The sequence below is a fragment of the Companilactobacillus bobalius genome, assembly GCF_009764355.1.
Genome location: NZ_LNUA01000032.1, coordinates 17,285 through 37,415, shown reverse-complemented (window position 1 = coordinate 37,415; position 20,131 = coordinate 17,285). Strand labels below are relative to the sequence as shown.

Annotated in this window: 19 protein-coding genes and 1 pseudogene; 15 read left to right on the top strand and 5 right to left on the bottom strand. The window is 36.1% G+C overall.

Features of this window, described 5'->3' with window-relative positions:
• The first annotated feature begins 73 nt into the window (after window positions 1-73).
• Window positions 74-532: an ASCH domain-containing protein gene (locus tag ATN92_RS07160; RefSeq protein WP_056954707.1), complete on the top strand. Its 459-nt coding sequence runs from the start codon at window positions 74-76 to the stop codon at window positions 530-532.
• A 136-nt stretch (window positions 533-668) separates the two neighbouring features.
• Here ATN92_RS07160 and ATN92_RS07155 read toward each other — a convergent pair whose 3' ends face one another.
• The gene (locus tag ATN92_RS07155) at window positions 669-1,367 is read right to left on the bottom strand and encodes a ribonuclease H family protein (RefSeq protein WP_056954709.1); all 699 of its coding nucleotides are present in this window, start codon (window positions 1,365-1,367) and stop codon (window positions 669-671) included.
• Between the two features lie 62 nt (window positions 1,368-1,429).
• On the opposite strand from ATN92_RS07155, the gene ATN92_RS07150 reads away from it, so the two are divergent.
• From ATN92_RS07150 to pcp, 8 genes are all read left to right on the top strand, one after another.
• Window positions 1,430-2,185: an alpha/beta hydrolase gene (locus ATN92_RS07150; RefSeq protein ID WP_056954711.1), complete on the top strand. Its 756-nt coding sequence runs from the start codon at window positions 1,430-1,432 to the stop codon at window positions 2,183-2,185.
• Window positions 2,186-2,225: 40 nt separating this feature from the next.
• A complete protein-coding gene (locus tag ATN92_RS07145; RefSeq protein WP_179207688.1) occupies window positions 2,226-4,985 on the top strand; it encodes a YhgE/Pip domain-containing protein in 2,760 nt (919 codons plus the stop codon).
• A gap of 343 nt (window positions 4,986-5,328) precedes the next feature.
• Complete coding sequence (locus ATN92_RS07140; RefSeq protein ID WP_056954713.1) at window positions 5,329-5,778, top strand: hypothetical protein; 450 nt, start codon at window positions 5,329-5,331, stop codon at window positions 5,776-5,778.
• A 6-nt stretch (window positions 5,779-5,784) separates the two neighbouring features.
• The gene (locus tag ATN92_RS07135) at window positions 5,785-6,480 is read left to right on the top strand and encodes a zinc metallopeptidase (RefSeq protein ID WP_025085738.1); all 696 of its coding nucleotides are present in this window, start codon (window positions 5,785-5,787) and stop codon (window positions 6,478-6,480) included.
• A gap of 112 nt (window positions 6,481-6,592) precedes the next feature.
• Complete coding sequence (gene cls, locus ATN92_RS07130; RefSeq protein ID WP_056954715.1) at window positions 6,593-8,059, top strand: cardiolipin synthase; 1,467 nt, start codon at window positions 6,593-6,595, stop codon at window positions 8,057-8,059.
• A gap of 137 nt (window positions 8,060-8,196) precedes the next feature.
• Window positions 8,197-8,853 carry a DUF969 domain-containing protein gene (locus ATN92_RS07125; protein ID WP_056954717.1) on the top strand — a complete coding sequence of 219 codons (657 nt, stop codon included), beginning with the start codon at window positions 8,197-8,199 and terminating at the stop codon, window positions 8,851-8,853.
• Window positions 8,854-8,870: 17 nt separating this feature from the next.
• Window positions 8,871-9,788, top strand: a complete 918-nt coding sequence (locus ATN92_RS07120; RefSeq protein ID WP_056954719.1) for a DUF979 domain-containing protein — start codon at window positions 8,871-8,873, stop codon at window positions 9,786-9,788.
• Window positions 9,789-9,803: 15 nt separating this feature from the next.
• The gene (pcp, locus tag ATN92_RS07115) at window positions 9,804-10,451 is read left to right on the top strand and encodes a pyroglutamyl-peptidase I (protein ID WP_056954721.1); all 648 of its coding nucleotides are present in this window, start codon (window positions 9,804-9,806) and stop codon (window positions 10,449-10,451) included.
• 64 nt (window positions 10,452-10,515) lie between these two features.
• Here the strand turns inward: pcp and ATN92_RS07110 are convergent, their stop codons facing one another.
• A complete protein-coding gene (locus ATN92_RS07110; RefSeq protein ID WP_056954723.1) occupies window positions 10,516-10,794 on the bottom strand; it encodes a hypothetical protein in 279 nt (92 codons plus the stop codon).
• A gap of 152 nt (window positions 10,795-10,946) precedes the next feature.
• Here ATN92_RS07110 and ATN92_RS07105 point away from each other — a divergent pair, with 152 nt between their 5' ends.
• From ATN92_RS07105 to ATN92_RS07095, 3 genes and pseudogenes are all read left to right on the top strand, one after another.
• A complete protein-coding gene (locus ATN92_RS07105) occupies window positions 10,947-11,597 on the top strand; it encodes an endonuclease III domain-containing protein (RefSeq protein WP_056954725.1) in 651 nt (216 codons plus the stop codon).
• Between the two features lie 223 nt (window positions 11,598-11,820).
• Window positions 11,821-12,743 (top strand): annotated as a pseudogene (locus ATN92_RS07100) (ABC transporter ATP-binding protein).
• Window positions 12,733-14,349 carry an ABC transporter permease gene (locus ATN92_RS07095; protein ID WP_056954727.1) on the top strand — a complete coding sequence of 539 codons (1,617 nt, stop codon included), beginning with the start codon at window positions 12,733-12,735 and terminating at the stop codon, window positions 14,347-14,349. Before ATN92_RS07100 ends, ATN92_RS07095 begins: the two are co-directional and overlap by 11 nt.
• Window positions 14,350-14,379: 30 nt before the next feature.
• Here ATN92_RS07095 and ATN92_RS07090 read toward each other — a convergent pair whose 3' ends face one another.
• A complete protein-coding gene (locus ATN92_RS07090; RefSeq protein ID WP_056954729.1) occupies window positions 14,380-15,177 on the bottom strand; it encodes a hypothetical protein in 798 nt (265 codons plus the stop codon).
• Window positions 15,178-15,304: 127 nt separating this feature from the next.
• On the opposite strand from ATN92_RS07090, the gene ATN92_RS07085 reads away from it, so the two are divergent.
• Window positions 15,305-16,300, top strand: a complete 996-nt coding sequence (locus ATN92_RS07085; protein WP_056954731.1) for an aldo/keto reductase — start codon at window positions 15,305-15,307, stop codon at window positions 16,298-16,300.
• Window positions 16,301-16,743: 443 nt separating this feature from the next.
• Here the strand turns inward: ATN92_RS07085 and ATN92_RS07080 are convergent, their stop codons facing one another.
• Complete coding sequence (locus tag ATN92_RS07080; RefSeq protein ID WP_056954733.1) at window positions 16,744-18,330, bottom strand: ATP-binding cassette domain-containing protein; 1,587 nt, start codon at window positions 18,328-18,330, stop codon at window positions 16,744-16,746.
• A 222-nt stretch (window positions 18,331-18,552) separates the two neighbouring features.
• A complete protein-coding gene (locus ATN92_RS07075) occupies window positions 18,553-18,873 on the bottom strand; it encodes a bacteriocin immunity family protein (protein WP_082604605.1) in 321 nt (106 codons plus the stop codon).
• A gap of 175 nt (window positions 18,874-19,048) precedes the next feature.
• Between ATN92_RS07075 and ATN92_RS19495 the strand changes: the two genes are divergently transcribed.
• Together ATN92_RS19495 and ATN92_RS07065 are read left to right on the top strand one after the other, a co-directional pair.
• Window positions 19,049-19,723 carry a CPBP family intramembrane glutamic endopeptidase gene (locus tag ATN92_RS19495; RefSeq protein ID WP_056954736.1) on the top strand — a complete coding sequence of 225 codons (675 nt, stop codon included), beginning with the start codon at window positions 19,049-19,051 and terminating at the stop codon, window positions 19,721-19,723.
• A gap of 23 nt (window positions 19,724-19,746) precedes the next feature.
• Window positions 19,747-20,085 carry a bacteriocin immunity protein gene (locus ATN92_RS07065; protein WP_056954738.1) on the top strand — a complete coding sequence of 113 codons (339 nt, stop codon included), beginning with the start codon at window positions 19,747-19,749 and terminating at the stop codon, window positions 20,083-20,085.
• Window positions 20,086-20,131: the final 46 nt, after the last annotated feature.

Below are 20,131 nucleotides of genomic sequence, written 5' to 3'. Positions count from 1 at the left end.
CCGAATAATCTTTGATTTAATTGCCACTATATTTACAATTAAACTAATTATAATTTGGTAGAGGTAAATACGTATGGACATAAAAACATATTGGAACAACTTCAAAACAGAACATCCCGAAGTCACAACTAACGATTACGAGGCCTTCTCACTAGGTGGCGAAGATGACATTGAGGAACAAGACTCATTAGCTAATCTCATCAAAAACGGTATTAAAACCGCTACAACTTCAGCTTATGATCTCTACAAACAAGATGAAACTGACCCTTTACCGCAAGTAGGTGAATACGGAATTATTTTAGATGGACACAATCAACCAACTTGTATCACCAAAACAGTCGTTGTAGAAACTGTCCCTTTTAATCAAGTCTCAGCCGAACATGCCTATCACGAAGGCGAAGGTACTCGTGGTTTAGATGAATGGCGTAAAGATCATTGGAAATTCTTCAAACAAGAATATGCCGACGAACACCATCCTTTCAATGAAGAACTTCCCTGTGTCTGTGAAGTTTACAAAGTAGTTTATAAATGAAAAGAACAGCTTCCATTAAGTATTCAAAACATATGTTATGTATTTGAATATCTCTTAATAGACGCTGTTCTTATTTATTATTTAGATTTTACAATAGCTAATAGGCAAAGCAGGATTTAGTTCGGAACAACAATTTTTACATTTTATCCATTGTTTCATTTAACAAAGCATCAACACGGTTGTTCCCCACATTGGTTGCGTGTCCTTTAGTCCATTCAAAAGTCTTCTTAGGAATGGTTGGCAAAAGTTGATCCAACTCGTGCCACAACTCAACGTTCACCGGTGTACTACCATCGGCTTTTTTGAAGCCTCTTCTCTTCCAGCCATTGAGCCAATTTTGAGTAATAGCGTTGAGGACGTACTGAGAATCTAAGACAAATATCGCATTTTGTTGGTTGATTTTAAGCTCATTTAATCGTTTAATACTCTGAATTAGGGCCATTATCTCCATGCGATTATTTGTCGCTCCAAATTCTCCACCAGTTCCTTCATATATCTGGCCTTTGTTATTGATATGATAGGCCCAAGCGGCTTTATCAGAATCCTTAACATGACCACCTTTAAAGTTACCATGATTTCTGGAACCACCGTCGGTATAAATAACGATGTCAAAATCTTCAATATTAGAAACTTTGTTGGCAGATTTTTTAGTTGTCGTTTTTCTACTATTATATGAATCTTTTCCATCAATAAAAGCTTGTGCTTGCGCTTTATCAGGAAAACTTTTATATCTAGCTCCGGCAAAACCATCGACTTGAGCCTTACAGTCAGCCCAGGTTGAATAGATTCCAGGTTTCTTACCGCGTCGTACTGCATAATATTTTTGCAATGTCATACCTCATTTGGTTAATTTTTCTCAATAATAATTATATAATAATATCTTGTTGGGGTGAATTTATGAAAAAAGGGCAATGGCCGATTCTCTATATCCACGGTTTTCGTGGTGGAGACTATACGACCAAGAAAATGATCGAATCCGCTTTAAAGTGTAACGGTAAACAAAAAGACCAATTTCTCAAAGCAATCATTGATTGGAAGGGAAAAGTCACATATGAGGGAGTTTGGACTGAGGATGAACATCCCATTGTCCAAGTTGTTTTTCAAAATAAATGGGTTGGCAGTAACCAGATGGCATATTGGTTAACCAAGCTATTATTTAACTTACGCTTAGAACATGAATTCACAACTTATGATGCAATTGGTCATTCACTAGGTGCCGTTTCATTGGTACTGGTCAATTTGAAGGAAAAAATGCGTCCCTACATGCCTAGGTTGAAAAAATTAGTACTCATCGCTGCACCGTTCAACGGAATTATTGGTTTGGGAGATCTTCCCAACATCAACCGAATCAAGCCAAACGGACGTCCAGCTTTTATGAGTCCAACCTACTTTAGAATTTTTATGAATGAAAAAAGTATCTCAGACGATTTACGCGTTTTGAACATTTTTGGAAATGTCGGCGATCACTCTAATAGTGACAAATACATTTCCGTTACATCTGCCAAGTCTATTTCTTACATTCTCAAACCGCGAGTAAAAGAATACACCGAATATCTTATTAAGGGCTCTAATGCAGAACACTCAATGCTTCACGATGATTCAGAGATTCTAAAAATGGTCAACGGGTTTATTTATTATAATCCGCTGTCATAACGTTATATAATTATATTACTACTACAGTTTTAACAGAGATTTGGAGGGGATTTCTATCAAAGCTTGGGAATTATTTAAATTAGATTTAAAGAGGACATTAAAATCCAAGCCCGCAACTTTATTGATGCTGGCACTGGTTATTTTACCGTGTCTATACTGCTGGTTTAACGTTTGGGCCCTATGGGACCCTTATTCTAACACTAGTGGTCTAAAAGTTGCCGTTTATTCAGCCGATACGCCAGTTGAAGTACAGGGTCAAAAAATTGAAATTGGTGATCAATTAATCGACAACCTTAAAAAGAATCATAAACTAGGTTGGACTTTTGTCAACTCCAAAAAGGAATTAGACCAAGGTGTCAAAGATGGTTCTTACTACGCTGGAATTTATATTCCAAAAACTTTTTCTAAGGACATTATCAGCTTCTTATCTGGAACTATTAAGAAACCGAAGCTGGTCTTTAAGGTAAATCAGAAAATCAATGCGATAGCCCCGAAATTGACTCAAACCGGGGCAACAACCTTACAAAACACAATTTCTTCTGAATTCGTGGGAACCATCAGTAAAACTATTACACAAGCATTGAACAAGTCGGGAATGGATATCAAAGATAACCTTCCAATGTTAAGACGATTCGAATCCTTGCTAGTCACAACTGATGACAACATCCCTGAATTACAGGACATTATGGATAAAGTTCAAAAAGCTAATACCCTAGTACCTAACTTGAATCAAAAATTGAATCAAGTTAATGACATGTATGGATATTTGCCATTATTAAATGAGGATGCTAATAAATTAGTTAATGTTAATAATATTTTGCCATTAGCCGATGTTGGTGGAACTGCCGCTAAGCAACTAAATAATAAGATTCCTGAAATCCAAAACGCTGGTACTCAAATCAACGAAGTGGATACGGACTTTGGTAAAATTTCTAGCTTAATGAGCTCCAGTATCACTCAAGTCCAAAACGGACTAGAAGTTATCCAGAAAGTTCAAAACGTCATGCCTGAAGTTCAAAAATTAGGCGAAGATGCTAAGAACGCTACTGATAAGACAACTTCTGAATTGATTCCTAAGATTCAACAAGCCTTACCTGTTATCAAGACAACCATCGATACTGGTTTATCAATGGTTTACAACCTTGGTAAGCAAATCAGTACTTCTGCCGAGATGATCAATACTTTAATCGACAAGATCAAAGAAGATCCAACTAACCAGCAGTTGAAAGAACAATTGAAGACCGTTATTCAAAACATCGCTACCGACTCAACCCATTTGGCAAAAGTCAGTCGTCAAGTTGCTTCAGCTTTAACTGATCTCCAAAACTTCTTCAACCGCCTAGCTGAACAATTAGGTAAGGATAAGTTAACTCTACTCGACAGACCTATTCAACATCTAAACGATTTAGCTACGTTGAACGATACATTAGCTACAAAAGCTAATGATATTTTGAACAACTATGACAGCTTAGATACTTCTGAATTGCAAAGTAAGCTAACTAATTTACAAACACATGCAAACCAAGTAGCTGACGGCGTTAATACAATTAAGAACATCAACATTATGGATTCAGTTTCAACAATCGTTACTGATATCAATAGCTTCTTGAAGGAACTTAGTTCCACACTAGGATCTTTCAACACCGATATCATCCCATCAATACCAGGACTCTTGAACAATACTGAAGGTATTTTGAACACTGCTTTAAGTTACCTTCAAAAGTATCAAAAACAATTGCCTGCTGTTGGTAACGAAATTCATGACGCTAACCAATTATTGAATGGTAATATGAACAACATCGTTACCGGAATTGGTATGCTAAATGATTTCTATGACAACGATTATCCAACTTTGAAGAACAAACTAGCTAAGGCTACCTTCTTTGTTCAATATGAATTGCCATCAATTGAAAATGAGTTAACTACAACTTTGAATTTGGTTAACTCCAAGACACCAGAATTAGAACAAGCACTATCAACCGCTAACGACTTTGCCGAAAATGATTGGCCACAATTGAAGAAAGACATTCATCATTCCGCTACCCTATTGAAGAAGGGCAAGAAAGACGTTGACCTCGGAGCCATTATTAGATTAATGAAGTCCGACGCCAACAAAGAATCTGACTTCTTCTCTAACCCAGTCAAATTGAAGCAAGACAATCTCTATGACGTACCAAACTACGGATCAGCCAGTGCACCATTCTACTTAGCTCTCTGTATTTGGGTTGGAGCATTGTTACTATCCAGTGTCTTCACCGTTCACTTCAAGTTAGACGAGAAACAACAATATCTCTACACATTCAAGCAAAGATTCAATGGCCGTTACTTAACATTTGGTTTCTTAAACCAATTACAAGCAATCTCCGCAGCCTTAGGTAACCTATTCATCTTGCATGCTTATACCAAAGAGAAGATATGGTTAGTTGTCTTCTGTATGTTTGTAAGTTTCGTCTTCATCTCGATACTATATTCGTTAGTCCAAATGTTTGGAACCGTCGGAAAAGGACTCGGAATTATTATCCTAGTGCTATCAATTTCCGGAGCCGGAGGAAACTTCCCAGTAGTACTATCAGATGGATTCTTTAGAGTAATCAACCCATATCTACCATTTACATATGCGGTAAATCTAATAAGAGAATCAGTCGGTGGAATATATTGGCCTAATGCAACCAAAGATATTATTATATTGTTAGCATTTGGAATTGGGTTCTATCTATTAGGATTACTATGTACAGAACCATTGAAGCCATTTATGCATAAACTACATAAGAGTGCTAAGAAGAGCATGATCATCGAATAAGAGGGCGGAGCAAGGGCGGTTAGCCTCCGAGGATTTGCCTAAGTATTGGAATCGCACGCGGCACCATGTGGGCAATTTCAATACTGTAGCAAACCGGAAGAGGTTGCCCTTGTGGAGCTCGTTTCAAATAGAGAGCGGAACAGTTCCGAGCATTTGCAGGACTTTGCGAATTAGCCGCGAAGCAGGTAGTTCGTGAAGTCAGACAAAGCACAAGAATCTGGCCTGTGGAGCTCGTTTCCACTATTAAACATAGAACAATGGTTATTCCAAAAAAGAACCACAAACCACAATAAGAAAAAGGGAGGGATAAGTAATACGACCAACCACCGTATGAAATTTTTTAATGACAAACCAAAAAATGCGCGATTATCGACCTTTTATCACAAATAACTTCTGCTGGGACTTTCCCAGTCGCTTTAATCTAAAAGAAGTTAGTGAGTTTCTAGATGAGGATATCGACCCCACAACCGAATATATCTCTAATACCGCTAAAGTTATCATGAAGAACGATGGTATTTACTGGTTTATTCAAAAGAAGGATGCCAAGCAGATCTCAGCATTGATCAGTCTCAGTGACCTTGATTTGGAAAAACATTCAGCAGCATTGATGATAACTTTCAAAGGTCTAACTGATGATGAAAAGAAAGAAATCTCCGATCGACTACTCATCTTCTTGCGTGATCAAATCTTATTGACAGATATTGAAATTAACGACTTGGACCACCTAGTTCAAGAAAACTTCACAAATAATGGTTATACTATCTTTAACAAAAAGTTATTAAAGAGGAGTTAACAATATATGTATACATATGGTTTCTTTGGTCCCAGCTATCTCCTGATAATTATTGGTCTTGTTATCAGTTTATGGGCATCATGGTATGTAAATCATAATTTCAAAAAGTATGATGAAGTTCCTAGTCACCACGGAACTAGTGGTGCTGATGCTGCTAGATTTATTCTTGATAATGCTGGGCTTCAAAACGTTCAAATTCAAAGAGTTAGTGGTAAGTTAACTGATAACTACAACCCTACTAATAAAACGTTGAATCTTTCTGAATCTACCTACGATTCAACTTCTGTTGCGGCTATCGGTGTGGCAGCCCATGAGTGTGGACATGCCATTCAAGACCAAACAAGTTACGCCCCTATGAGATTGAGATCAGCTTTGGTCCCTGCTGTAAATCTTGGATCTAACTTCTCAATTCCAATCATCTTATTAGGTGTTATCTTGGGTGCAAATCAAACTCTGATTCAAATCGGAATTTGGTTATTCGCTTTAGTTGTTTTGTTTCAAGTTGTCACTCTACCAGTTGAGTTCAATGCTTCTGGTCGTGCCGTAAAGATCTTAAGTTCCAGTACACTTGTCGATAGTGACGAAGTGCCAATGGTTAAACAAGTTCTTTTCGCCGCTGCTTTAACTTATGTGGCCGCTGTTATCTCAACTGCCTTACAACTATTACGTTTGATACTAATTTTCGGTGATAACAGAAATTAAGTAAAAGTCGCGAAAGCGGCTTTTTTTATTACCAAATTATATTCAATAATTAGATTTTATTAGTATTTTGAAGTAAACTTTCTTTATAAATAAATAGAGGGGAATTTATTTTATGATTGATACTTGGATCATCTGGCTAATTCTCATAATTCTAACAGTCAATACTATATCCGCACTTATTACTGTTTTCCATAGACCTCGTAATATCGTTACTACTTGGGCTTGGATTTTAGTTCTTGTTCTACTACCAATTTTGGGGTTCCTTATCTATGCATTTCTGGGACGTGGGATTGCTCAAGAAAAGATATTTAATATCAGTAAACAAGAGCACTATAGTTTAAGCCAGCTGAAAAGAATGGCTATTGCCGCTCAAAAACGTCCGCAAAACGCCTCACGTTACGATGAGACACATTATGCGGACCACATAATAAGATTCTTCAATGAGACTGAAGAAGCACCGTTAACTCGTCATAACGAGATCAAACTTTATTTTGATGGACAAGAAAAGTTCAAGGGTATGTTTGAGGACATCCGTCAAGCTAAAGAAACCGTTCATGTCGAATACTATGCTTTTATTAAGAGTGACATTGGAGACAAATTTCTTGATCTCTTAACACAAAAAGCTAAAGAAGGATTAGAAGTCCGTATCCTATATGACCCATGGGGTTCTGGTGGAACTAAGCCAAGATATTTCAAGGAATTTCAAGCTGCTGGTGGTGAAGTCTTACCTTTTATCACTTCTAAAAATGTCATTGCTAAAACTCGTTTGAACTATCACTTGCACCGAAAGATCGTTGTTATTGATGGTACAACTGGTTGGATCGGTGGGTTTAACGTCGGTGACCAATATGTCAATACGACTGAAAAGTTTGGTTATTGGCGTGACACCCACTCCAGAATTTTTGGTGCCGCTACCCTCTTGTTACAGGAGAGATTTTTCCGTGATTGGAATGCTTCCCTAGACCGTAACGCTGAACCTTTAGCTTTCTTGGAAAAATACTTTCCATCCGATAAATTTAATTCTGATGCTAATCTGCCAATTCAGATTATTTCTGATGGACCCGATAGTCGTGAAGAAATTTTAAAAGACGGATTCATTGATATGATTGTCAGTGCTAAGAAGAGCGTTTGGATTCAATCGCCTTACTTGGTACCAGATGATGCTATGTTTACCGCTCTAACAATTGCTGCCCGTTCCGGAGTTGATGTCAGAATCATGATTCCATGTATGCCTGATCATCCCTTCATTTATCGTGCAACGCAATACTATGCCAATTTATTGACTACTTATGGTATCAAGATTTACAGCTACCAAAAGGGATTCTTGCACGCTAAGACTTCTGTCTTTGATGGCAAGATTTGTTCCGTTGGTTCAATGAACCACGATTTTAGAAGTTACTCGCTAAATTTTGAAGCTAATGCCTTTATCTACGATGCTAAAGTGGCTCATCAAATTGCTCGTTCATTTGAGAATGATATGAAAGATTCACTATTATTAACTCCAGAAATTATTAAAGAACAAGGAATGTGGCTTCATTTCAAACAACGCTTCTCTCGTTTGTTATCACCTATCCTTTAAATTCAACTTACGTAAAGACACAACCGATAATATCTTGGTTGCGTCTTTTTTTATTAGACTTTTTTTAATCATTCTAACTTTTATTAAATAATGCGTGCTAAAATAGGGAATAAATTTAATAATTAGGAGGAAACAGAATGGAATATTTAAAATTAATTGGAATCGTTATTATTATTCTTGGCTTTGCTTTCAAATTAGATACTATAGCTGTTGTTGTCGCTGCCGCTCTGGCAACTGGTTTAGTTTCTGGTATGTCCATAACTCACGTACTGACAATCCTTGGAAAAGGGTTTATGGATAATCGTATGGTTTCACTATTTTTCCTCACTCTACCAATGATTGGTGTCGTTGAAAGTCATGGTTTGAAGCAAGCTGCCGTCAACGGTATTAGCAAAATTAAAAATCTTTCTGCTGGAAAAATATTCAATCTTTATTTAGCAATTCGTGAAATTACCGATGCTATGGGTATCGCACTTTCTGGTCAAGTTCAATTCATCCGTCCTTTAATCAATCCAATGGCTCAAGCCGCTGCTAGTGTCAAAAAGCCTTTAACCGATAAACAAGTTGATTTGATCAAAGCTCGTGCCGCCGCAACTGACAACTTTGGTAACTTTTTCTCACAAAATCTATTCATCGCTTCAAGTGGTGTCCTCTTAATGTCTAGTACCATGAAATCACTCGGCTATACTGCCACACCAGCTAACATCGTACTTTACTCAATTCCAATGGCTGTCATCACGTTCTTAATTACCGCTTATTACAACAGACGTTTTGATAAACAATTTGAAGTCTAATAAGCGAGGTTAAATATATGAATGTTAATAATATTCTAGAAATCTTCTACGTTCTAATTGGTTTGATTATGGTCTTCGCCAGTATCGAATCATTCCGTGACAAAGATAATTCAGCTCGCATTGGTACCGGATTATTCTGGTTAATCATGGGCATTATCTTTGCTGTTGGAAAATACTTACCTAATCTTGTCATCGGTCTCTTGATTGTTTTTGTGGGTGTACTTTCCTTACTCAAGCAAATCAAAGTCGGTAAGCTAAAGGAAGTTAATAAAGAAATTGCTGAAAAATCAGCTAAGCGTTTAGGGGCTTGGTTATTCTTCCCTAGTGTTGTTCTTGCTATCTTCTCTATTCTAATCAGTCAGTTCACTAAATTAGGCGGTCAAGTCGGAATCGGTATTGCTTCAGTAATTGCCTTGATTATTGCTATGATCATATCTAAAACTGATGCTAAAACTACTTATCATGATAGTGAAAGAATGGTTCGTTCCGTCGGAACTGCCGGTGTATTGCCACAGTTGTTGGCTACACTAGGTGTTATTTTTACTGCTTCTGGTGTTGGCGATGTTACTTCCAAAGCCATTTCAGGTGTCTTCCCAGCAGGTAATCACCTCTTAGGAGTAGTCCTATATTGTGTCGCTATGGTAATTTTTACCATGGTAATGGGAAATGCTTTTGCTGCCTTTGCCGTTATTACAGCTGGGATCGGTATTCCCTTTGTTGTAGCTCAGGGCGGTAACCCTGCTGTAGTTGCTGCATTAGGTATGACATCTGGTTATTGTGGTACTTTAATGACACCAATGGCTGCTAATTTCAATTCTTTACCTGTAGCATTGCTAGAAATGAAAGATAATCTAGGCGTCATAAAACAACAATATCCAATTGCACTAACTCTATTAGTCGTTCAAATTATATTAATGTACTTTTTAGCATTTTAAGGAGGAAGTTTTATTATGAAAATTCTTGTAACTGGTTTTGATCCCTTTGGTTCTGACAAAATTAATCCGGCTATTGAAGCTGTAAAGAAATTACCCGATACAATTGCTGGAGCTGAAATTATTAAAGTAGAGATTCCAACTATCTTCAATAAATGTGCTGAAGTCGTTCATCAAGCTATTCTTGATAATAAACCCGATTACGTTTTGGACATTGGCCAAGCTGGTGGTCGTTACGCTTTAACACCTGAAAGAGTTGCCATCAATTTTGACGATGGTCGAATTAAAGATAATGCTGGTTACCAACCTCGTAATCAACCAATCCATGAAGATGGACAGACTGCTTATTTCACACAATTGCCCGTTAAAGCTATGGCACAGGCGATTATCGAAGCTGGAATTCCTAGTCAAGTTTCCACAACCGCCGGAACTTACGTCTGCAACCACATCATGTATCAAGTTCAATACATGATTGATAAAGAATTCCCTGACTTAAAGGCTGGTTTCATGCACATTCCCTTCTTGCCTAATCAAGTTTTGAATCGTCCTGAAACACCTTCTCTTTCACTAGCTGACGATGTTAAGGGAATTACTGCCGCCATTACAGCCATTGTTGAGCGCGATGGTAAAGGTGATATTGAAGTTATCGGTGGTAGTTTGAATTAAACGCTATCAAAAAAACAAAAAAAGTTCTAAACAAAGAATTTACTCTTTGCTTAGAACTTTTTTACTATAGATTACTTGATTCATAAACCTTGTGAACGACTCTTTGGTGATACAAGTCGTTTCCTTGTCCCCAGAAAATAAAACTTAGCGATACGTAGATGATCGCAAGTAGAATATTTGTAGCGTTGAATTGCATTAGGCTAGATAACATCAACCAGACGATAAATCCAATTGATAGTACCGGCACAATAGCTCCTAACCATACATGTGAATTATTTGCTAAAACATATTTCTCAAGAATCAAGGAGGCTATTGAACCAATCACAAAAATTGTCCCTAACATAATTACACCCCCTGTAATTAACTCAGCGATAAATATGATAACACTATTTATTTTCTGAAATAAAACCATATGTCTATGAAAACGTCTCCAAGAAGTAATTCCGGACAAATTTAGCCGGCAAGTGGATAATAACGTTTAGGGGGATATTCACTTTGTACAAACAAATTACGATTTATGACTTATTAGATATACTGCACCAAAAATTGGGCGAGCAAAACTGGTGGCCCGCTGAAAATACTGAAGAAATGTTAACTGGTATGATTTTGATTCAAAATACTAACTGGAAAAACGCCGATCGTTCGTTAGCTAATCTCAAGCAAGTAACCAACTTTGAAGTCGATAAAATGCTAGCTGTACCACAAGATCAATTGCAAGAATTGATTCAACCTAGTGGCTTCTTTCATAATAAAGCCATCTACTTACGTTCTCTACTGACGGCCTATCGAAATAATTTTGCTGATTGGGAGAAACTCCCTACCAACTTGTTGCGTAAACGATTAGTTGCTCTCAAAGGCGTTGGCAACGAAACAGCTGATGTCCTATTACTCTACTACTTTCATCGTCCTACCTTTGTCGCTGACAATTATTCCATGAAGTTATTCCGTCATTTGCATACTTTCATTGAAAAACCAACTTACATGCAATTGAAAAATGCCGTTGAACGAGATTTCAAATTAACATCCAAGCAAGCTGAAGAACTTCACGCCTTGATTGATGAATTCGGTAAGCTCAAAAGTGACTTCTTCGACGATTATCAATTACGTTTACCATATTTAACGCCCAATAATACTGTAAAAGAATAGATGAATAACGCCATTTTCATGAGTACTTAACTTGTGATACTCGGGCCTCTTTAGCAATTTCTGCTATAGAAGCCTTTTTGTTTCTGATATCCTCCAAAAAGATCGTCAAAATGATTTATTTCCAACTTTCCTTCTTATTGACATGCTTATTTTCTGGCTCTAATATACTCGATAAATAATGAACTATTCAGGAATATATATTTCATTTTTAGGGGTAATTATTATGGATAATGCAAAAATTCCTACTTTACATATTGAACATCTTCAAAAGAAATTTGGTAAATTTGAGGCCTTAAAAGATATTACTTTCGACATCTATCCGGGAGAAGTATTTGGCTTCATTGGTCCAAATGGAGCTGGCAAGTCGACTACCATTCGTACTTTATTAGGTATTCTACGCGCTAGTGGTGGCAAGGCTACTATTTTTGAACAGGATATGTATTCAAAGATGCCGTTGCCATTCACCGTCGACTTGCCTATGTTCCTGGCGATGTTTATCTTTGGCCTAATCTCAGTGGTGGTGAAATTATCGATCTTTTTTTAAAATTAAGCCACACTAAACATTCGGCAAAAACTGACCAATTGATTAAATCCTTCCAATTAGATCCAACTAAGAAAGCACGTACTTATTCTAAAGGGAATCGTCAAAAAGTAGCGTTAATTGCTGCATTCTCAACTGATGCTGATTTCTATATCTTCGATGAACCGACGAGTGGTCTTGATCCTTTAAACGAAGAAATCTTTCAAAAAGAGGTTCTCCAGTTAAAAACTAAGGGCAAAGCAGTTCTTTTATCCAGCCACATTCTCTCTGAAGTGGAGAAAATGTGTGATCGTATCGGTATCATCCGAGAAGGCAAAATTGTTGAGACCGGTACTTTGGAACAAATGAGACATCTAACTAGAACCATTATTAAAGTTCAAACCAAAGCAGCTATACCCGATATTCAAAACCTAACGGGAGTTCACAATGTGAATTTTGATAATAACGGCGTTACAACTTTGGCGGTTGATTCAGAAGAACTTGATAACATCATGAACTACTTAGCTCAAAAACAGATTCTTTCATTACAAGCAACTCCACCTACTCTTGAAGACTTATTCCTCCGTTATTATGACTCGAATGAGGTGTCAGATAATGCCAAATGATAAATTTCAAAAAACGCTTTTTCTTACTCGATTCAACTTAAAACGTGATTGGGTGAAACTTATACTTTGGGCCATCATCCTTATTGGATTGTTCGTTGGCGTAGCTAGTAAATTCACTAACCTCTATGGTAATAAGTCCTCAATTGATCAAATAATCAAGACTCTGAAATCACCCGCTATGATCTCACTCTTTGGTAAAATGCCAGCTGGTCCTTATACGACTGCCGATGTCTTTGCTTCAGAAATGACTGTCTTTATGGCTATCGTTACTGCCATCATGAACTACTACTTCGTTATTCGTAATACTCGTGGTGAAGAGGAAAACGGCATTCTAGAAATGATTCAGGCCCATTCCGTTGGTCGCTTGTCTAATCTTTCAGCAACTTTACTAGAAAGCTTTATTTTGAATTTTGGAATTGGTTTGGTTTATGCCTTGGGGCTGGAGTTTGCCAATCTGAATGGAACCGATACTAACGGTAATTTTCTTTTAGGACTAGGATTGGGTGCTTGTGGTTTTATGTTTACCAGTATTGCTGCTGTAATATCCCAATTGACGGATAATGCACGAACGGCAACCATCCTCTCCTATATAGTTTTTGGTCTCATGTACCTTCTACGAATGATCACGGATGTGACTAAGCCTAGTTACACTTGGTACGTTCCTATGGGTTGGGTAGAAAAATTCTCAACTTACAAAGATAATAATTGGCTCCCAGTTTTCTTAATGTTACTACTATCGATTTTTCTAATATTGATTGCCTTCACACTTAATGGGCATCGTGATATTGGTTCAGGATTAATTGCCACTAAACCTGAAAGAAAGGAAGCCAGTGTCTTATTGCGCGGACCGTTTTCCCTACTTTGGCGTTTAAATCGACTGAACATCTTAGTTTGGTTCTTTGGTGTGATGATCTTGGGTGCTAGCTATGGTTCAGTTTTCAACACTATCGGGGATATTGTCAAAACCAATCCCATGTTCAAACAATTACTTGATACTAAGGCTATCAATGCGGCCAATATCTTAATCATTAAGCAGTTCCTATCGATTCTAATGATTGTCTTCGCTGTTCTTGCTTTAATTCCGGGAATATCTTTGATCAACTATCTCAAGACTGGAGAGAACAAAGGATACTTAGAAATTATCCATTCAACATCAACCAGTCGTCTCAAACTCTATGCTTCAACCATCTTGCTTGCTACAATTACTAGTTTGCTGATCTTTCTAGCTGGAAACTACGGTCTCTATGCCAGTGGTAACGCCGTTATGAAGCAACACTTAGTCTGGTATATTTTCATGCGTGGATTCTGGGGTTACACTCCTCCAATTATGATTTTTCTCGGAATATCAACCTGCTTAGTCGGTTGGCTGCCAAAACTCATCACTTTAAATTACGGATATTTGATTGCGGCTTTCTTCGTTCAATACTTTGGAAAACTGCTCAAATTGCCCGACTGGTTAAATAAATTAACACCTTTTGGATATATCACTAAAGTTCCCGTTAAGAACTTTGATCCCACTACCTTTTGGTGGCAGTTATCAATAGCAGTTATTTTAATCATTATTGGTTACTTAGGTTATCGACGTCGTGATTTGATTATTAATTAAAAAACTCTCAACTTTTCGGCTGAGAGTTTTTTACTCATTCCAGTAATCGGTCAACGCATAAAGATTCTTAAATTCAATATTATCCTTTAGCTTTTTAAATTCAGGATTATTCAAAACAAATCGTTTCTTATCTTTAACCCACAAATTAGTTCTTGGATTCTTCAATAGATAGAATTGATCAAATTTGATTCCATACTTATTACCATAAATACTTTGACGAGTTGAATCATAAGCCTCACTAGTCATCTTGAAGGATTTAAAAGAACCAATTATCACACTTCCTATCTTAGGAACAGGAATATCTTTTCGAACCATTAATACTTTTTGGTCCGGATCGAATTTTTTATTCAAGTATTCACCTTCAATACTGCTAAAAGCATATTTGGCCTTTGTTATACCGCTTCTAAAGACAGTGTAAATACGCTTATTTTTGACTGACTGGTCGCCATGCCACACTTTTTTAACCAATATAGTTGCTTTCGTCTCAACCATTTCTGACATAGGCTCTAAATTTAATATCACTCCTTCAAAAATAGTTGGATTACCAGTGTAAAAATGATCTTTCAACGAAAACTTATCCTCATACTTTGAACTATGACCATCTTTAGGATTCTCATAATTCATCTGTATCTTTTCTAACAAGGACAAATTATCATGATAAGCAATCTGAGGAATATCTTTAGTTAACCTCTTCCATTGGACTTCGTTCTTAACCAACTCTTCAGAATTCTCACTTTTATTTGCTTCTTTGGTTCCATTAAACTTTGTAATATTTATAGCTAAAATAATTATCAATAAAAATATCAAAGAAATACTAATTTTTTTCAACCTTCTCCACCACCTCCTCAATCAAGTTATCAAAAAGATGTTTAAAGATTGTATAATCGAAATTTGCGTAAACGTTTCCAGTGACATATTATTGAGCTAATGAGTTTTTTTACGAAAGGATGATTCTATGTTTAAAGCTTCAGATAGTCGTTATCAAGGAAAACATATTCGTCATGCTGGTAAAACTGGTTTGATGTTGCCACCAATCTCACTTGGACTCTGGCATCACTTCAGTAGTGCTGATCCATTGAGCGAACGTAAACAAGTTATTTTGCATGCCTTTGACAAAGGTGTTTTCCATTTCGATGTTGCTAACCATTATGGCGACGGCACTAAAGATGGTTTAGGCAGTTCCGAGACATTGTTGGGACAAATCTTAAACAGTGACTTGAAACCATACCGTGACGAATTAGTTATCTCAACTAAGGCCGGTTATGAAATACACGATGGCCCTTATGGTGTTGGGACTTCAAGAAAATCATTGTTACAAGACATTGATGGTTCCCTAGAAAGACTTCAATTAGACTATGTTGATATTTTCTACGCTCACCGTTATGACGATACAACTCCAGTCGAAGAAACCGTCAGAGCCTTAGATGATATTGTCAAATCTGGTAAAGCTCTATATGTTGGAGTTTCCAATTTCGAAGTTCCTGAAATGAAACAAGCTATTAAGATGTTTAAAGAATTAGGCACACCATTTGTTTTGGATCAAATGAGTATGAATATCTTGAATCATCATGTTGAAGATAGTGGTCTAATCGATGTCCTTAAAGATGCTGGTGCCGGTGCTATCGCTTATGGACCTCTATCCGAAGGATTATTGTCAGATAGATATCTTAACGGTATTCCCGAAAGCTTCAAGATTCATCCTACTAACGAAGAACTCTTCGCAGATGGTAAAGATGCTCTAGTTAAAAAACTAAATAAGCTTAACGACATCGCTCAAAGTCGTAACCAAACGCTTAGTCAATTAGCACTAGCATGGTTATTAAGAGATCCTGTTGTTGCCAGTGTCATCATTGGAATAACCAACGTTGATCATTTAGATGACAACCTCAAAGCACTAGATAATCTTGATTTCAGTAGTGATGAAGTATCAGCTATCACAAACATTCTTTAATAAAAAAGAAAAATAATTTAGTCTAATAAGACGAAACGGCCTCAATTAAGAAATTCAAGTAGAAGATATATCTTGAATACTTAATTGAGGCCGTTCTTTTGATTTAATTTCTATATTCGTAGATTAAAAATACTAAAATATCCATAATACTAGAACTAAGGAACCAGTCGGTAGTAAAAAATTTGTGGGCCCTCAGTGGTGCAATTTTACTTAGCTTGCGTAGCAAGGTTAGTAAAAGACCGAGCTTCAAGATCCATGATTTCGCACAAAGTGCGGAATTATTAGCTTGAAGTCGTGTCCACCACGTTCCAGTGGCCCACAGATTTTTTGCGGACGACGGCATATTTCAACCATATTAGTTGGTATTTAGCTACAACCAAATTTAAGAAAGAACCGTAATTTGATTACCTGCTATTATTTGTTTTAAACACAAAAGATTTTTATCACTCAAATTGAATTATACGATCAAACATAGACTTCTCTTGTTCAGAAATTTTATGTGCAACTTCAATAACCGCAATTTGAGGATTTTTCAATATTGTATTGTGGATTGCCAATGATAATTCTGGATCCAAAGCACTAGTTGCTTCATCTGCCAACAGAATTGGTCGTTTAGAAAGTAATGCTCGTGCAATCTCAATTCTTTGAATCTGACCACCAGAAAGATTGGCTCCATTTTCACCAACTTGATAATCCCATCCTTTTTCCCCAACTAAACTAAATAATCCTGATTTTTCAACCACTTCTTCCATTTCAGAATCAGTTACTTTTCTCCCCAAAGAAATATTGAATTTCAACGTATCATCAAAAATGAATGGTTTCTGATTTACATAGCTGAAACTGTCATGAGCCTTTTGCCAATCACCTGTTACGTCCATTTTATCAATATAAATTTTTCCATCGTTAGGTTTGAGTTTACCCAGTATTAATCTCAAAAGAGTCGTTTTCCCCCAACCACTAGGTGCCATCAATAAAACTTTTTCATTCGGATGTACTGAAAGTCCCAAATCCGAGAATAAAGTCTTATCTTTAAGTTTATAAGTTAGATTATCAACATCCAATCCTGTAAACTTCGTATTATTAACTGATACAGGTTTTGCTTCATCAAATTTCAAAGCTTTCTCAACTTTATCCCACATGGGTTTAGTTGATTGAATTGAATTAATCTGTTGAAAAATATTGATAACTGGATTAACAAAATCATTGGAAAGCTGAACAATCATGACCAAAGTACCAGCACCGATATGACCTTGGAACATCAAAATGGCACCGACTAAGAAAGGAATAATAAAACTAAAAATCTCCGCTACGGCCATAATAATTTCACCCGCTACGGCTTGAGTATAATTCAAACTCTTAAGCGCATTTTCCATTCTCTTAGCACCATCAACGACTCTACCGACGATTGGGATTTGAACATCATACAGATCAGCAGTTGCGGCACCATTTAAACCATCGCTGACATTCTGGGTATAACTAGCATTAGCCTTTTCCCAAGCTTCTGATTTGGATTGAATCTTTTTGGTAAAGAATTTCTGAACAAAGCCTGGAATTACCGTTGTAACGATGAATAGTAATGTTAAAATCCAAGAATTAAGTAAACCAACTGTGACTGAGACTACAAAAGACATGAATTCAGTAATTATGGTTAATTCGTTCAATATTTTTAAAGTTTCAATTTGTTTAACGTCATTCGTCATCAGACTCAGACCATCTTTTTGCGAATCATCCTGTTGTTCAATCAGGTAGGCCATTGTCTTTGCTTTCAAATGTACATTGATGTCTTTGACAATATCAAATTTGAGGTAACGATAGGCAAAATTGAAAAACATAATTAGAATAATTGCTAAAGCACCACTTGCTGCGACTGTTATTAATTGTTTGACACTTCCTTGCCGATATTGTGCCATGTTCAACATGATCTTAGTAATATAAGCGATGACCACATTTCCAAAAGCATACACAATCGATAGTAGAAAGTACAAAATCATCTTCCCTTTAGAAGTGAAACGTAACGATAAATTTGCCATAGTTCCCCTTTTCCAAATATCATAACGAGAGATATTTTGCTTCACTTAGCAATCAAGTATTAAAAACATTTAATAATCAATACCCCACAAATACCAATATATAAACATCATCTTGATTTAATTATATATTCTACTACTGGATAATTAGAATTCAAGCAACCATATTAAATTATTTCTAATTACGAATTGTACAAAAAAAGCAAGCCTCAACAGGTTTGCTTTTTAATTTATTGAACCGAAAGTAATATTGGTTGAAATCAATCCATAACCCAGATTCAAATCACGCATTTCTTTTTCACTAGGGTTATGTAACTTATCCTTTATATATTGATACAGTGCTCGATTATTCCTAGGCAATCCCATAGGAACAATGTAATTGTCGTGGCAACTTTGGTAAATATCGGCACATACCTCAACTTCTTTTCCACCAGCTAACAACTTTTGAGCAGCTTTCAAAAGTGAATCCTTGTACTCTTTAGGTTGCTCAGAAAGATCCTCATTATATGCCGTATCGATTAGATCGAACAATTCTTGATTCTCCATACTCACATCCCCAATCTTTAACTTCTAACTATATTATAAATCATGCCAAATATTTCTCACGTTTATACGGCTTTTCCCAACGTTAATATCCTTTTAAATCAAAGGATTATTATTTCTACTATAATTAAACCTATCTTCCTTTTTATCAAAAAAGAACACGGGGTTAGCAATTAATATGAATAAAGTAAATTACAGAGTTTTTCCGATAATACTTATATATATGTTTGTCACAGAATTTCTTCTGAAGATATTAGAGCAATTTTTAAGTCAAACTACTTCAAGTTTGATATTCACAGCACTTCATATTCTTATATGCATATCTTTGATCTATCTATTAAGAAGTAATTTCAAAGATGATTTGAATCATCTATTTAGAAGTTTTAAAGCCATATACATTATTCCAATATTTGTGGTTCTAGATTTGGCCTATCAAATCATAATTCAAAATATCATTCCAGCAAATCCAAGTAATCAAAGCGGATTAGAGAAAGGCGTACATTCCAGTGGTTCTATTGGCGTCTTAATACTATTCATTCTTATCGCTATTACCGGCCCAATAGTAGAAGAGGTAATTTTTCAATATTTTATTCAACATACACTACTCAAAGGATTCCTCTCACGATTCAATTTAAATAGAAAAGCAATCGCCATTATTAGCATCGTAATCACAACAATTCTATTTATGATATTTCATATTAACAAATTGAGAGACATACAAAATATTTCTTTCCTACAATATTCTGATTTGATTTTCTTCGCTATCATATACGAATACTCAGATGATAATTTAATGTATCCAATACTCATGCATATTATTTTAAATATAATTGGATTCATTTCGATATTATAAATAATTACTATAGAAAGGATTCCATGCGTAAATCTCAAAAGATCAACGAAATAAAATCATTAAACAAATTACTCAAAGAACTAAATTCATCTCTACCTCCCAATGCGGACAATCTCAAGTCCACAATTCAAAAAGTATACCTTCAAATAAATAAGTCCGATAACGTCAGTAAAAATTATAACGAAATTCACGATGCCCTTATTACTTTAAATAACGCATTACAGCAGGCTGCTCTAAAGAAGACATACCACTTCAGTCCTGAGCAAAATAAGATTATACATGAGATTAACTCTGTAGAACACAAGTCATTTTGGCAACAAATTTCTACTGTAATAAATGGTCCAGCATTCTTCCACTCCTAAACTATTTAGCAACCCAGTAGCTAGAGTTATCACACAATTATTAAAC

What these genes read in the sequence shown, in the direction of transcription:
- ATN92_RS07160 (WP_056954707.1), top strand. Translation starts at nt 74, where the DNA reads ATGGACATAAAAACATATTGGAACAACTTCAAAACAGAACATCCCGAA.
- ATN92_RS07155 (WP_056954709.1), bottom strand. Translation starts at nt 1,367, where the DNA reads ATGACATTGCAAAAATATTATGCAGTACGACGCGGTAAGAAACCTGGA.
- ATN92_RS07150 (WP_056954711.1), top strand. Translation starts at nt 1,430, where the DNA reads ATGAAAAAAGGGCAATGGCCGATTCTCTATATCCACGGTTTTCGTGGT.
- ATN92_RS07140 (WP_056954713.1), top strand. Translation starts at nt 5,329, where the DNA reads ATGACAAACCAAAAAATGCGCGATTATCGACCTTTTATCACAAATAAC.
- ATN92_RS07135 (WP_025085738.1), top strand. Translation starts at nt 5,785, where the DNA reads ATGTATACATATGGTTTCTTTGGTCCCAGCTATCTCCTGATAATTATT.
- cls (WP_056954715.1), top strand. Translation starts at nt 6,593, where the DNA reads ATGATTGATACTTGGATCATCTGGCTAATTCTCATAATTCTAACAGTC.
- ATN92_RS07125 (WP_056954717.1), top strand. Translation starts at nt 8,197, where the DNA reads ATGGAATATTTAAAATTAATTGGAATCGTTATTATTATTCTTGGCTTT.
- ATN92_RS07120 (WP_056954719.1), top strand. Translation starts at nt 8,871, where the DNA reads ATGAATGTTAATAATATTCTAGAAATCTTCTACGTTCTAATTGGTTTG.
- pcp (WP_056954721.1), top strand. Translation starts at nt 9,804, where the DNA reads ATGAAAATTCTTGTAACTGGTTTTGATCCCTTTGGTTCTGACAAAATT.
- ATN92_RS07110 (WP_056954723.1), bottom strand. Translation starts at nt 10,794, where the DNA reads ATGTTAGGGACAATTTTTGTGATTGGTTCAATAGCCTCCTTGATTCTT.
- ATN92_RS07095 (WP_056954727.1), top strand. Translation starts at nt 12,733, where the DNA reads ATGCCAAATGATAAATTTCAAAAAACGCTTTTTCTTACTCGATTCAAC.
- ATN92_RS07085 (WP_056954731.1), top strand. Translation starts at nt 15,305, where the DNA reads ATGTTTAAAGCTTCAGATAGTCGTTATCAAGGAAAACATATTCGTCAT.
- ATN92_RS07080 (WP_056954733.1), bottom strand. Translation starts at nt 18,330, where the DNA reads ATGGCAAATTTATCGTTACGTTTCACTTCTAAAGGGAAGATGATTTTG.
- ATN92_RS07075 (WP_082604605.1), bottom strand. Translation starts at nt 18,873, where the DNA reads ATGGAGAATCAAGAATTGTTCGATCTAATCGATACGGCATATAATGAG.
- ATN92_RS19495 (WP_056954736.1), top strand. Translation starts at nt 19,049, where the DNA reads ATGAATAAAGTAAATTACAGAGTTTTTCCGATAATACTTATATATATG.
- ATN92_RS07065 (WP_056954738.1), top strand. Translation starts at nt 19,747, where the DNA reads ATGCGTAAATCTCAAAAGATCAACGAAATAAAATCATTAAACAAATTA.